The sequence below is a fragment of the Vibrio clamense genome (assembly GCF_050337905.1).
Taxonomy (GTDB): Bacteria; Pseudomonadota; Gammaproteobacteria; order Enterobacterales; family Vibrionaceae; genus Vibrio; species Vibrio cortegadensis.
In genome coordinates, this window is the sequence record NZ_JAKJTJ010000019.1 from 46,840 (window position 1) to 59,965 (window position 13,126).

At 40.9% G+C, this 13,126-nt stretch carries 14 protein-coding genes and 1 riboswitch; of the genes, 5 read left to right on the plus strand and 9 right to left on the minus strand.

The features are described from left to right. The first annotated feature begins 25 nt into the window (after positions 1–25). Positions 26–1,174, plus strand: a complete 1,149-nt coding sequence (locus L4C39_RS03070) for an ABC transporter permease (protein WP_429744358.1) — start codon at positions 26–28, stop codon at positions 1,172–1,174. Continuing rightward, positions 1,174–2,322 (plus strand): ABC transporter permease, encoded by a 1,149-nt coding sequence (locus L4C39_RS03075; RefSeq protein ID WP_113796983.1) that lies wholly within the window; start codon positions 1,174–1,176, stop codon positions 2,320–2,322. Before L4C39_RS03070 ends, L4C39_RS03075 begins: the two co-directional genes overlap by 1 nt. A gap of 112 nt (positions 2,323–2,434) precedes the next feature. Here L4C39_RS03075 and L4C39_RS03080 read toward each other — a convergent pair whose 3' ends face one another. The 3 genes from L4C39_RS03080 to L4C39_RS03090 all read right to left on the minus strand — a co-directional run bounded on the left by L4C39_RS03080 (position 2,435) and on the right by L4C39_RS03090 (position 4,659). Further along, a complete protein-coding gene (locus tag L4C39_RS03080; RefSeq protein ID WP_429744360.1) occupies positions 2,435–3,526 on the minus strand; it encodes a protein kinase family protein in 1,092 nt (363 codons plus the stop codon). A 208-nt stretch (positions 3,527–3,734) separates the two neighbouring features. Continuing rightward, positions 3,735–4,469 carry a chromosome partitioning protein ParA gene (locus L4C39_RS03085; RefSeq protein WP_429744362.1) on the minus strand — a complete coding sequence of 245 codons (735 nt, stop codon included), beginning with the start codon at positions 4,467–4,469 and terminating at the stop codon, positions 3,735–3,737. Between the two features lie 31 nt (positions 4,470–4,500). Further along, positions 4,501–4,659 (minus strand): hypothetical protein, encoded by a 159-nt coding sequence (locus tag L4C39_RS03090; protein ID WP_017052717.1) that lies wholly within the window; start codon positions 4,657–4,659, stop codon positions 4,501–4,503. 302 nt (positions 4,660–4,961) lie between these two features. Then, a riboswitch (glycine riboswitch) is annotated at positions 4,962–5,069 on the plus strand. A 143-nt stretch (positions 5,070–5,212) separates the two neighbouring features. Here L4C39_RS03090 and L4C39_RS03095 point away from each other — a divergent pair. After that, positions 5,213–6,583, plus strand: a complete 1,371-nt coding sequence (locus L4C39_RS03095; RefSeq protein ID WP_113796925.1) for an alanine/glycine:cation symporter family protein — start codon at positions 5,213–5,215, stop codon at positions 6,581–6,583. Positions 6,584–6,658: 75 nt separating this feature from the next. Here L4C39_RS03095 and L4C39_RS03100 read toward each other — a convergent pair whose 3' ends face one another. Beyond that, positions 6,659–7,147, minus strand: coding sequence for a threonine transporter RhtB (locus L4C39_RS03100; protein WP_241807279.1), 489 nt, complete (start codon positions 7,145–7,147; stop codon positions 6,659–6,661). Between the two features lie 89 nt (positions 7,148–7,236). Then, a complete protein-coding gene (locus L4C39_RS03105; RefSeq protein ID WP_113796921.1) occupies positions 7,237–7,872 on the minus strand; it encodes a LysE family translocator in 636 nt (211 codons plus the stop codon). Between the two features lie 215 nt (positions 7,873–8,087). Between L4C39_RS03105 and L4C39_RS03110 the strand changes: the two genes are divergently transcribed. Further along, positions 8,088–9,560, plus strand: coding sequence for a carboxypeptidase M32 (locus L4C39_RS03110; protein ID WP_429744365.1), 1,473 nt, complete (start codon positions 8,088–8,090; stop codon positions 9,558–9,560). A gap of 68 nt (positions 9,561–9,628) precedes the next feature. Here L4C39_RS03110 and L4C39_RS03115 read toward each other — a convergent pair whose 3' ends face one another. Both L4C39_RS03115 and L4C39_RS03120 read right to left on the minus strand, forming a co-directional pair. Then, a complete protein-coding gene (locus L4C39_RS03115; protein WP_429744367.1) occupies positions 9,629–9,829 on the minus strand; it encodes a hypothetical protein in 201 nt (66 codons plus the stop codon). 74 nt (positions 9,830–9,903) lie between these two features. Further along, positions 9,904–10,155 carry a hypothetical protein gene (locus L4C39_RS03120; protein ID WP_017052737.1) on the minus strand — a complete coding sequence of 84 codons (252 nt, stop codon included), beginning with the start codon at positions 10,153–10,155 and terminating at the stop codon, positions 9,904–9,906. Between the two features lie 308 nt (positions 10,156–10,463). On the opposite strand from L4C39_RS03120, the gene L4C39_RS03125 reads away from it, so the two are divergent. After that, entirely contained in the window at positions 10,464–11,327 is an 864-nt protein-coding gene (locus L4C39_RS03125) for a diguanylate cyclase domain-containing protein (RefSeq protein WP_429744369.1), read from the plus strand. Between the two features lie 111 nt (positions 11,328–11,438). On the opposite strand, the gene L4C39_RS03130 is transcribed toward L4C39_RS03125, so the two are convergent. Both L4C39_RS03130 and L4C39_RS03135 read right to left on the minus strand, forming a co-directional pair. Next, positions 11,439–11,861 (minus strand): DUF3010 family protein, encoded by a 423-nt coding sequence (locus L4C39_RS03130; protein WP_136993850.1) that lies wholly within the window; start codon positions 11,859–11,861, stop codon positions 11,439–11,441. A gap of 82 nt (positions 11,862–11,943) precedes the next feature. Continuing rightward, the gene (locus L4C39_RS03135; RefSeq protein ID WP_171756499.1) at positions 11,944–12,972 is read right to left on the minus strand and encodes a sensor domain-containing diguanylate cyclase; all 1,029 of its coding nucleotides are present in this window, start codon (positions 12,970–12,972) and stop codon (positions 11,944–11,946) included. Positions 12,973–13,126 lie beyond the last annotated feature (154 nt).

The window sequence follows — 13,126 nt, forward strand, 5'->3', positions numbered from 1 at the left end:
GTGGAAAAAATGTTTTGTGAAAAATATGACAACAACGACGCGTGTTAGTACCCAATGGCAGATAGTTCGACATGATAAATGGCTACTTTCTTGCCTAACATGGGTGCCATTGCTCTTAGCACTTTCTATCTGGTGGATTTTCTCGCAGGGTATCGCTCGCGACCTACCTATTGGCATTGTCGATCTGGAACACAGTCAACTTTCTCGAACTTTGTCTCGTGAATTTGATGCGACTTCAAGCCTTGCAATTCACGACAATTACGCCGATATAAACCAAGCTAAAACTGCCTTAATTTCTGGGGATATTTACGGCTATGTGATTATCCCTAGCAACTTCACTAAAGACATATACCGTGCTACACCGCCACAAGTTTCTGTTTTTTATAACAGCCAATACATCTTGATTGGTAAATTAGTGAACTCAGCAATACTTCAAGCCCAAGGTACATTCAACGCCCAACTTGATGTGGTTAAATCGTTAACATCAGGCAATACAACCACCAAAAGTGCATTAGGCAAAGCGGTAGCGGTTCGAACTCAGATAACGCCTCTGTTTAATAAAAATACCAACTACGCACAGTTTCTTGTGTCTGCCGTTGTCCCTGCGCTATGGCAGATTGTCATTGTAGTGGGAACCATCATGATATTAGCCGCTAACCACCGTACTTACGGCACTCAAAAGTGGCTCAAATCATCACCGATGACAACGGTAGTCAAAACATTAGCTGCTTACATACCGGTTTTCTTGATTCAAGGCATTGGCTTTTTACTTTGGTTCTATAAAGGGTTTGAATGGCCAATGAATGGCGGTTTTAGTGTGTTAATTTTTGCTCAATTAGCCACGGTTATCGCTTGTATGATTATGGGCTCACTATTCTTCTTTTTGACCCTAGATCCAGCAAGAGCAATGAGTTTTGCTGGTGCATTCACCGCGCCTAGTTTTGCCTTCATGGGGATTACATTTCCCGTTACGGACATGAACCCTTTTGCTCAAGCATGGCGTAATTTATTGCCAATTAGCCATTATATTGAGACACAAGTGAGCCAGTCGAGTTACGGCGTCACGCAAATTGAATCGCTCGTACATTTGATTCCGATGATTGGATATTTATTCCCGCTGTTATTGACCGCTTTACTGATCAATAAACACTTAAAGCAGAGTGAGAAAGTATGATGAGTTTGTTGTCTCTACTCAAGCAAGAATTCAAAGCTTTAATGACCAATCCAGTTGTCGTATTAACTGTATTTGGCGGAGTGGTTTTTTACTCTTTTCTATACCCTCTTCCATATGCACAACAAACGCCAAGAGAGCAATCGATCACTGTCGTTAATTTGGATAAAAGTCAATCAAGCTACCAACTTGAAAGAATGGTTGATGCCACCCCGCAAGTCCAAATAGTGCAACGTGATCACACGATTGAATCGGCCAAAACTGCATTTCTTGACGGCTCTGTTAGCGGAATACTGGTGATTCCTGAACATTTTTATAAAGACATTCTTCTTGGTAAAAGCCCGACGCTTGCATACGCAGGTGATGCTTCGTTTTTCTTGGTTTACGGAACCGTTGTCGAGGGGTTAGCCCAAGCAGGAGGCACTTTAGCAGCAAAAGCCAAAGTCTCTCGACTTGTGATGGAAGGTGAACCACTCGCTTTAGCTTCAGAGCACTTTTCACCGATTAAGCTCAATTTGAAGCCAACGTTTAATCCAAGAATGGGTTATGTGGATTATGTTGTTCCTGCTGTTTTTGTTCTGATTTTACAGCAAACCTTAGCCATGGCGTCTGGGCTAATGGTTGGTAGCCAAAAATTTGGGACTGGGTATTGGAACCAATATTCGCCACGTGCAGTATTTAGTATCAGAGCGCTAGTGCTGGTTGGTGTCTATTTCTTACTGAGTATGTATTACTTCGGCGCAAGTTTCGATATGCATGGCATAACCCGACTCGCTGAAATTCCGACACTTTTGGCTATTTTAGTGCCATTTTTGTTGTCATCTTGCTTTATCGGAATCTGGCTTGGCTCAATCCTTCCACGCCGTGAATTAGTCACCATTATTATTTTGATTAGCTCAATGCCTCTCATTTTTTCCGCCGGGTTTATTTGGCCAATTGAAATGATTCCTGCCCCTATGGTTTGGGTTTCGTCACTATTCCCAAGTACTTCAGGTATTCAAGCATTTGTATCGGTTAACCAATTAGGTGCCCAATGGAGCCAAATCGCGAGTCAGTGGACACAACTTTGGTTGCAAACATTAGGCTGGGGTGCATTAGCTTTTTGGTCATTCAAGCGGAGCCTACAATTTGATCAACGTGTTCACCCTTAATCGGCTGAGTGTATAATCAAATACCGTTAGCGAGCACATACAACTCAAGCTCGCTAACGGTTTTAATTTTAGTTGTGGTGATGGTTATCTTTTGCCTTGAGAATCATTACTCTCAGAGCTGATATTTCTTAGCGTCAGTTTTAAGACCGCGATATTTACTGAGCAATTCAGCTTGGTTCATGTTTTCATCCCCAAAGAAAAACCCATTCGCTTGCTTTAGCACATCAAAATCATTTTCAATGTATTGCAGTACCTGATCAGCTTTTTTCAAAGTGATTGGGCTACACGATTTTCCGTGCAAATCATCCATAAGATCTAAAGAGTTTGAGCGGAAACTTTCGATACGATACAAGGCTTCTAATCCGGAAGGACTTTTCAAAGCATGTTGCCACTGATCGATAGAGTTAGTGATCCACTCGACGACTGGGCTATCGGCTCCACCAGCAATCAGCTTATCCCTTTTGAATTGATAAGCCGCAAGTGCAGCGCTTTTTTCCACTCGATACAAATCAAGGATCTGTTCAAGGGTCAAATCAAGCGGATTTCTTAATAAGTAATCAAACAGAAAGCGTGTTTCGAAACGTTCCACACCATTGAAAAGCGGCGTATCTTGCCCATTACTATTGAATTGTGTCATGGGTTTAAATTGATACATATAGCCAAAGTCGAACAACTTTATTTGATTCATCTTATCTATCAGTATGTTGCCGGGACAGAAATCCCACTCAAACAGACCTGCCAGTTCTAGTTCTGATATTGTTGAAAAGATCTGCTTAAAAATATCAGCATCAAAATGGGTAATAAGCGCTCCTTCAATCCAAGGTGAGAGTAAAATTCCATCATTCAACGATGCATATTGAGTCTCAACAATGTGCGAATACTTCTCAGGATTCTTTTGCTTTAAAGCGGTTAGGTCGCGTCGCCTTTGAACTTCATTTAGAAATGACGTTTGTCCATCAACATTTTTAACTAAACTCTCTGGCCGTTTACGTTTTAGAGTCCAATCTCGTCCTCTTATCCTCAGGTGATAAACCTTGGCTGTCAGTCCAGATGAAAAAGACTCTACAACATAGGAGGAGTCGTCAACTATCTTTTTAAGTGCTTCTAATGAGACTCCAACTCCATCCAAAGTTCCAATTACAATGTTTTCTCCACTCTCAACAAAGGCCAGTTGTGCCTGCTGTCGATTTAGCTCCATGCTCATAATATCTATCCATTCTATAAATTTAAGTTGATAAATATATTGATAAGCTACGCCTACATACCGTGACAAACCGCTTAGTTATACATTTTATTCGACTTCAGTTCCTTACACTCTGAATGATAGGTATAAAAAAAGGCTCAATGAGCCTTTAATTTTGTTATTGTCGCGTTTCACTTCGACCCAACCGTATAATGAGTAAATTTCGGAATTACAAACCCATTTCGTCCGTTAGTGCTTCTATCTGCCTTAAGTCCATTTTGTGAACTTCGATCATTTGATTTATCTGGCTTAAACGCGAGTTAACTTCATCTTGCTTATCGCATGAGTCCGATTTCGCATCCCAAGATGTTCCATCCAAATAAATATCGCACTCTTTCTTCAATACTTTAAGCTTCGGCTCTAACTGGCTCTTCTCCGTTTGCAGTGCTTCCAGTTCTTGCGAAACCTTCAGTTCACGACGAAAAAGATCCCGCGAGCCTTCAAACATTGTGGCTTGCATGTCCGCTTGACGATTCAGTTTCGAGTTTATCTTTTGAGACTCTTCAATCTTAGTTTTCTGTACAGCGAGTTGCGACTCTAACGCTAGATTGGCCTTCTCTAGTTCTGTCGATATCTGCTGAGCCTCAACGAGTTCTTGTTGGTGAACAACATCTTGCTCTTTTAACGCAGCCGCTATTTTTTCATCAACTTCAGAGTCGACATTCGCAGATCGTTGCTCAACTTGAGTTACAAGTTGTGATTTATCGGCTTGTAATGCTTGGTATTGATTCTCTAACGTTTGATAACTCGCTTCCCATTTACTGGTCGTAACCGCTGAGCCAACCAGGCCACCTAGAGCAATACCAATGACGGCAGCGATGGCAATATAGATATGACTACGTTTATCACGCTCTTCTATAACAACAACTTCATCTTGTTCATCTAAACCAGTATTCTGATTCACTCGCATATACTCCGTAAGTAACGCGCTCGTTCTATCGAGCCAATTCTGAAACCACAAGCGATGCGGTATAAACTAAAAATCCAACAATAACACTCAATACCACTCCCTTCTGAAGCTTTTCATTGGTGCGATAACGAAAAAGTAAAAACGCCAAAGCAATCAGAAATACGATAGCAATTAATCGAGTCATAACCCCTCCTTAGTCTCTCTATTCTAACTCATTTTGTAAGAAGAAAACGTCAGAGAAAAGTAGTTTCAACGATTACTTGTTTAACTTTTGCGCAAACAGTTTTTTTGCTGCTGACATCACACTTTTATTCAGTTAGGATTCGCATACAGATTATCTATAAATTATAGGTAATTGTTCCGATGAAGACTGCAGGAGAGTGGTTTTTAACCAAATATTAACATTTGGTTAGATAAACCCGCCGAAGAAGTAAATCTTTCAGGCGCTTTATGCTGGAGAAATCCAGAAAAGTGAGGACTGTCGTTGGAGGAACCTCTGGAGAGAACCGTTAGATCGGTCGCCGAAGGAGCAAGCTTTATCATCTTATTCGATGATTTAGTGAAACTCTCAGGCAAAAGGACAGAGGAGTGGAAAGCTACAACCTTAATATTAACTTTGCTTTATGTATAAGTATCACTATTAAGTAGTGGCTGATGGTTCTATCTGTCAGATCACTGCCCTTTCCCTCTTCTCCTTAAATCGTGCACCACGCACTTTTGTTTTATTAAGGGGAACCATGAATAACTTACAATCTTTACTGCAGACCATCGATAACTTCGTTTGGGGTCCACCACTTCTTATTTTACTTGTTGGTACAGGTGTCTACTTTACCTTTCGTTTAGGTTTACTACAGTTTCGCCATCTCCCAACCGCGCTAAAAATGGTTTTTAGCAAAGACAAATCAGGCCAAGGTGATGTAACGAGTTTCGCTGCACTTTGTACTGCTCTTTCTGCCACTATTGGTACGGGTAACATTGTTGGTGTTGCTACCGCGATTAAAGTTGGTGGGCCGGGTGCGCTATTTTGGATGTGGCTTGCTGCTGTATTCGGAATGGCGACAAAATACGCCGAATGCTTACTGGCTGTGAAATACCGCAAAATCGATGACAAAGGCCAAATGGTCGGCGGCCCAATGTATTACCTTCAATACGGGGTTGGCTCTAAAGCGTTGGCGATTATGTTTGCTGTATTTGCGCTTGGGGTTGCTTGTTTTGGTATAGGTACTTTCCCACAAGTGAACGCGATTTTAGATGCCACTGAGATATCGTTTGGGCTTTCACGCGAAATTTCAGCTGTCACACTGACTGTATTGGTTGCCTGCGTCACTCTAGGTGGCATTAAGTCTATCGCGAATGTTGCGGGTAAAGTCGTTCCAACCATGGCGCTATTTTATATCGTTGCCTGTTTAAGCGTAATCATTACCAATTACCAACAGTTAGGAAGCGCCATTGAGTTGGTGATCACCTCTGCTTTCAGCTCTACTGCGGCAACAGGCGGTTTCTTAGGTGCAAGTATCATGCTCGCAATTCAATCAGGTATAGCACGCGGCGTATTCTCCAATGAATCTGGTTTAGGTAGCGCCCCTATGGCGGCGGCGGCGGCGAAGACAGATTCATGTGTGAAACAAGGTCTGATCTCGATGACTGGCACCTTCTTCGATACGATCATCATCTGTACCATGACAGGGTTAGCGTTAATTCTTACAGGCGCGTGGCAAACAGATTTAGCGGGTGCCGCGATGACAACTCACGCTTTTGCGGTCGGTCTAAACGCTGACACTTTAGGTCCAATGCTCGTCTCTATTGGCTTAATCTTCTTCGCATTTACGACCATTCTCGGTTGGAACTATTACGGTGAGCGTTGCGTGGTTTTCCTCTTCGGAACTAAGGCCATACTTCCATATAAATTCATTTTTGTCGTACTTGTTGCTTCTGGTGCATTCATGAAGCTCGACATGATATGGATAATTGCTGATATTGTGAACGGACTCATGGCGATTCCTAACCTTATTGGCTTAATCGCATTGCGCCAAGTTGTGATTGAAGAAACTAAGCAATTTTTTACCTCTTCGAACCAATCAGAGAGTTTGGATACAGTAAAAATATAAAACGATTAAACCAACAAAAAGCCCGCGACAACTTCGCGGGCTTTTTACTATTTAATTGATGGTAAGGTTGCTGATTTAATCGCGTAACCAATCATGTTCCACGCTTTCACCACTCTTTCTAAAAAAGCTTGAGTGCTGTTGTTTAAATTGATCTAGCTTCAGCTCATCAACAGGCCAAAATGCAAAGTCTTCTTCAAGGTGAATCGAGTCTAGAGCCAACGACAATGTTTCAAGCTTCGTATCAACATATCGGTATATAAAACTTTGCCCATTCGTTTCGCAAACCATAGCGGTATTTTCTTTATGTTCACCATTAATGAGCAAGTTTAGATTCTTATATTCACCAACTTTGCAGTCATTTTGATAAACGATATCAAGCTCTAATTTATTATCTAATGTTGTCATAACAAAAACGGAGATCGACTTTTCAATGTAAACCCGTCGCAGTAACAATTGCCGTGTATCTTGAGTTCTCGTTTGTTGTATACCATTGGACAGTGGTTCAAAATAAGCCCAGTGCCAATCCCAGTCCATGTTTCGACTTAAATAATTTATCTGAGGCACAGTGTTTATCCCTACTAGCCCAATAATCAAAAGCAATATGACCACTCCCGCAATCAGTAACTTAAACATATAATGGGTTGATAAAAACATTACACTCTTTCTTCTATTAATAATTTAAGCCCAAGCGCGACAAGCACAACTCCGGTTGTACCTTCCATCCATTTCATGAACTTGGCATCTTTCAATAATGTTTTGGCTCTTGTTAATGCCCCAGCTAAACCGCACTGCCATATCATCGCTATCATGAAATGAATACCCGCCATAAACATCGATTGCAGTAAAGGAGAACCTTGCGGATCAATAAACTGAGGCAAAAAAGCCAAATAAAATACTGCGGTTTTTGGGTTAAGCACATTCGATAAAAAACCTTCTCTTAATGAACGACTTACCACCAGAGTATGATCTGTTCCATTTTGAATATTCATACCATTGGGCTGAGAAAATGTTGCGCGTAAACTGTTAATACCAAGCCAAATCAAATAAGCAGCACCGACCATTTTAATCACATTAAATAAATCCGCAGACTGGGCAAGGATGGCTGAAATACCGATAGCAGAAAAGAGCGCATGAATAAACAAGCCGCTACAAATACCCAAGCTAGTGGCACACCCATCGGTTAAGCCCCCTCTGGAAGTGTTACGAATCACCAGTGCCGTATCTAAGCCTGGAGTTAATGTAAGAATTGTAATCGCAATCAAAAAAGCTTCAAAATTCAAAATATACATTGCCTATCCCTGTTCCTTTCACTCTTATTCACGCCTTGCTCTTCGAAGGCTCAGCCTCTATCCCTAGATAGTTAAGCCAACTTATCTTTCAGACAGGCAAAAAGCGAGAAAATAATTATGAAATCGATTAAATAGATAGTCAAAACCATGACTTGCTACTTGGAGTGATTGTTAACGATTGGTAAACTAACTTTTTCCCTAATTGAGTAGAACCAATGAGCGCCTTCAAAAAACTGGTCGACCATTCAAAGAAAATTTCACACTTCCAACATCTTTCCGCTATCTGTAGTTGGGACCAAGCTTCCATGATGCCTTCTGGTGGTAACGATGCTCGAAGCGAAGCGATGGCTGAATTATCTGTACACATTCACGGCTTAATGACTCAACCTCAGTTAGGCGATTGGTTCAATGATGCAGAGAATGAAGTGTTATCTACTCAAGAGAAAGCCAGCCTTAGTGAACTTAAACGTCAATGGCAGCGTACCACTATTCTTCCTGATTCTTTGGTCCAAGCACAATCACTGGCGGGTTCAAAATGCGAACATGCTTGGCGAACCCAACGTGGCAATAATGATTGGGTTGGCTTTGAAAAAAATTGGAAAGAAGTCGTCGCGCTATCAAAAGAAGAAGCCCAACTTCGATCTGATGCTACTGGTTTAACGCCTTACGATGCCATGCTTGACCTGTATGAACCAGATACAAACTCTGCCTCTCTAGATTTGATTTTTAACGATGTAAAAACTTGGCTACCATCGATGATCGATCAAGTGATCGATAAACAAGCCAGTGAAAGTGTTATTGTTCCAAATGGCACTTACTCGACAGACAAACAAAAAGCTCTTGGCCTTCAAGTTATGAAGTTGCTTCAGTTCGATTTCAATCACGGCCGTCTCGATGAAAGTGTTCACCCATTTTGCGGTGGTGTTCAGTCTGACGTTCGTATTACCACTCGCTATGATGAGAATGAATTTGTTCAATCATTAATGGGCATTGTGCATGAAACTGGACACGCTCGTTATGAACAAGGGCTACCAACTTCGTTAGCAGGCCTGCCTTCTGGTGAAGCTCGTTCAATGGGCATTCATGAATCTCAATCGCTATTTTTTGAGATGCAAGTTGGTCGTAATGATGCATTCATCGGCCACCTTTCTCGTCTTGCGAGAGAACAATTTTCAGGAGTTGAATTCGAACAACAGAACTTCCAGAAAATATACACACGTGTGAAGAAAGATTTCATTCGCGTTGATGCCGATGAACTGACCTACCCTGCGCATGTTATTTTACGATATGAAATTGAACGTGATCTAATGAATGGCAACATCTCACATACAGATGTACCGGAATTGTGGAACCACAAAATGCAGGATTACCTTGGTGTATCTACTCAGAACAACTTCAAAAATGGTTGTATGCAAGATATCCACTGGACAGACGGCAGTTTTGGGTATTTCCCAAGCTACACACTCGGTGCGATGTATGCGGCTCAGTTCATGGCAGCGATGAAGAGGACAGTAGATGTGGAAACCGTGATCGCTTCAGGTGATTTATCTCCAATCTTCAACTGGCTGGAAGCAAACATTTGGAGCAAAGCTAGTCTATTTTCAACCGATGAATTGGTTAGACAGGCAACGGGTGATATTTTGAATGCAACACACTTCCAAAATCATTTGAGAAGTCGCTACCTTTAATCTTATGAAACCACAGGCTGAACATATACTCGTTCAGCCTGTCGCTGGATTAAATTGTAGATTGCTGTTTAGCGATACACTATCTCTTGCTCAATATAATCTGATTCACTAAACCATAGAACAACACCAACATAATCACTGGACGATAACGTTGAATCTATTTGAGCAGCAATTCGCGCAGTCATCTTTATCCATCCATCATCATTATCTAACTCTTTAACTAAGTCTCCGACTAATTCTAGTGCTGCGTTATCTAACTTTAAACTCATGTAGTGCATTTTTAACCCACGCCTTTTCTGTCTGTTTTCTTTCGTCAATGCTAGTAGATCTCTAGCTGACTGATCTAATGTAGATCCCTTGCAATACGAATTAGGTCTTGCTGTGAGTAATCTTCAGCGCTCTTTCCCTCTTTAATCAAATTAATGATCGTATAGTGAGATAGATCGCCAAACTCTTTTGCTAAATAGAGCATAAATGCCTGTTCGTTTGGCCACTTGCCACGAACGATGTACCCTTCTTCTTCATCGAAATCCGCCGTCTCGAAAAAAGAAAAGTCGGTCATCCCAATATTATGGCAATACAGAACTAAATACATAGAAAGCCTTCGGTTTAAAAATATTCCCAGCTATTTAAATCGATTGATCTGCTGAGTGCAAGTGACAAATACATTTACTGTTTAAACCTTTAGCGTCTTTAACACGCACGAAATCCCGTTACCTAGGTCTCTATTTACAATACTTCATCTTGTCTTTACCAATACACATTATTTAATGTGGGTGCATATGTAAACATTCATAATTAATATAATCGATGGGAGTATCGTTAAATATGATAAACACACAAGAATGCTCCGATAGGTTACTAAAAGATAAATTATTACGAGCAAATAATAAGTTTTTGACTATGTTCCAACTTTCACCTGTTGGAATGGCAATTGTTGATGCCACAACGGGTGATTTTCTTGAAGTAAACGACTCCGTGTTGAACTCAGCAGGTTATACCAAAGATGAGTTTATCCAACTCAGTTATTGGGACATCACGCCTAAAGAATATGAGAAACAAGAGCTTCAACAGATTGAAGATCTTAAACGAACCGGACGCTTTGGCCCCAACCAAAAAGAGTATATTCGTAAAGATGGCACCAGGTATCCAATCACCATCAGTGGTGTTGCATTAACGGATATTGACGGCAAAGAAATCGTTCTCGGCATTATCGAAGATATCAGTGAACGAAAAGCCCATGAGAGAAAATTAGAACATGACGCTTTATATGATCCGCTAACCAACCTCCCCAATCGCCGCCTGTTATTTAACAATCTTCACCAGTCTTTGGCACATTGCAAGCGAGAGCAAAAAAAGTTAGCGCTACTTTTACTTGATATCGATAATTTTAAACCTGTGAATGATTCACTTGGGCACAAATCTGGAGATGAACTACTCATTAGTGTCTCTCAACGGCTACAAGGCTTAATTCAAAGAGAGACAGACACCGTTGCTCGCTTGGGAGGCGATGAATTTGTGATCATGCTCCCTCTCATTATCAATGATCACGATGCCACTTTATTTGCTAAAAAAGTTATGGATTGTTTTCTAGAACCAGTTTTAGTTGGGCAGGAATATATTGATATATCCGTAAGCATTGGAATTTCAATCTTCCCTGAACATGGGGATGATGAACTTACCTTAATTGAAAATGCGGATAAAGCGATGTATCAAGTCAAGAATGAACATCGGAATAATTATAAAATATTTATGCCATTGAGATAGAGATAGAGATAGAGATAGAGATAGATTCAAGTGTAAAGTATTTTACTTTATCGATACCTGTTAAAAATAAAAAGCCTGACGAATCGATATTAGTCAGGCTTTTTGATTGATTTAGCTCATTAGGCAAGCATAAGCAGTAGTAAAGGCTTGTTCTTGGAACTGTTTAAGCCCTGTCTCTTTAAACTTAAATGCTAATGGATTTCGTTTTAGGTTTTCTTTGATCTCATTAGGAGAGACAACGGTCACATCCAAGCCATCTACAAGTTGAATTGCTGCTTCTAATTTAAAACCAAAGCCACCACCTGCAAATTTACCCTTAGTTTGACGTTGACGGATTACGATCTTATCAACTTGGTAATCTTCCATCAGCTTTGCAAAAGAAAACTGGAAATCTTTCATCTGTTGAGTGTCATTCGCGTCACTAATTGACACTTTAGACGCGCGGCAATCAGGTATATTGAACACACCGTCAGACAACGAAAGAAGACAGATAACCGCATCGTTACCTTTAATCTCAACACCACAAATTTTCATGTAAATACCTATTTATTATCTAGCTGCTTATTATAGTGCTTGTTGGACATCGAAGGCTAGCTTTAAGCTACGGCTAATCCACTTAATCAGCAACTATTACTCTATTCTTTCCATCACCTTTCGCTTTATAAAGAGCACAATCTGCCCGAGCTAATATGCACCTGAATGAAACGTCGCTCTCTATCGGAGTCGCGACACCTACGCTGATTGTGCAACTTATTTTGTTATCATCCAGGTTGATGAATAGCTTTTCAATTTCAGTCCGATGAAGTTCTGCTCTCTTTAAAATAACTTCATGAGGAACATCTTTCAGTAGCAGCGCAAATTCTTCACCTCCAATACGAGCAAAAATGTCGTCTTCTCGTTTGGCACTACGTATAGCTCGTGACACCATAATCAACACTTCATCCCCCGCAAGATGGCCATACTGATCATTTATTTTTTTGAAATTATCAATGTCAATCATCAACAGTGCGTGGCAGTGAGATTTCAGACTCGGCTTGAAGCTTAATTCGTCGGTGATCTCCATAAACGCCCGTCTATTCAAGGCGCCCGTTAACCAATCGATCCCCGCTAAAGTTTTTGCGTCTTCTATCTGTTTTTGTACTCGAATTTGAGCGGCTACCCATTGCGCAATGCTGGTCAGGATCTGTGCGTCACTCTCTTGATAACGGCACTGCTCGCTATGTGCAACATTGAGTGTCCCATAGCAGGCGTCATGGCTGAGAAGTGGCGCATCCATACACGATAGCAATCCACCTTCGGCTAACCACTGGCAATCAATATACTCTGCAGAATGGTTATTCTCACAAATAGCGAGGGCCCGGCTTAGGTACACACGACCAACCAAAGTGGATTGGATTGGAATCACTCGGCCTAATGGGATGACAGTATTTCCGGTCAGTGAAAAAACTTCTAATGTTGTCTCATTTTTTGCTAATGCAATACTTGCACGATCAGCATTAAAGATTTTCCGGACCCAGTAAGAAGTGCAATTTAGTATCTCTTGTACAGATTGAGACTGAGCTAAATCATTTAGAAATTCCAATGGCAAATTAACATGTTGCCTCTCTTCATTTGCAGACTGAAAACAATGAGCACTCAAACTCATACAACTCTCCTCACCATACTTGAACAGCTTTATAATGCTGTTCATCAATAATAGTCTCCTTTTGCACACTAAACCCCCTTACTAACAAGAAAGTTAATTATTTTCATTTAATATGAGGCGTCTAACCAGCTATGAGTCATTTTTTATTTATTCG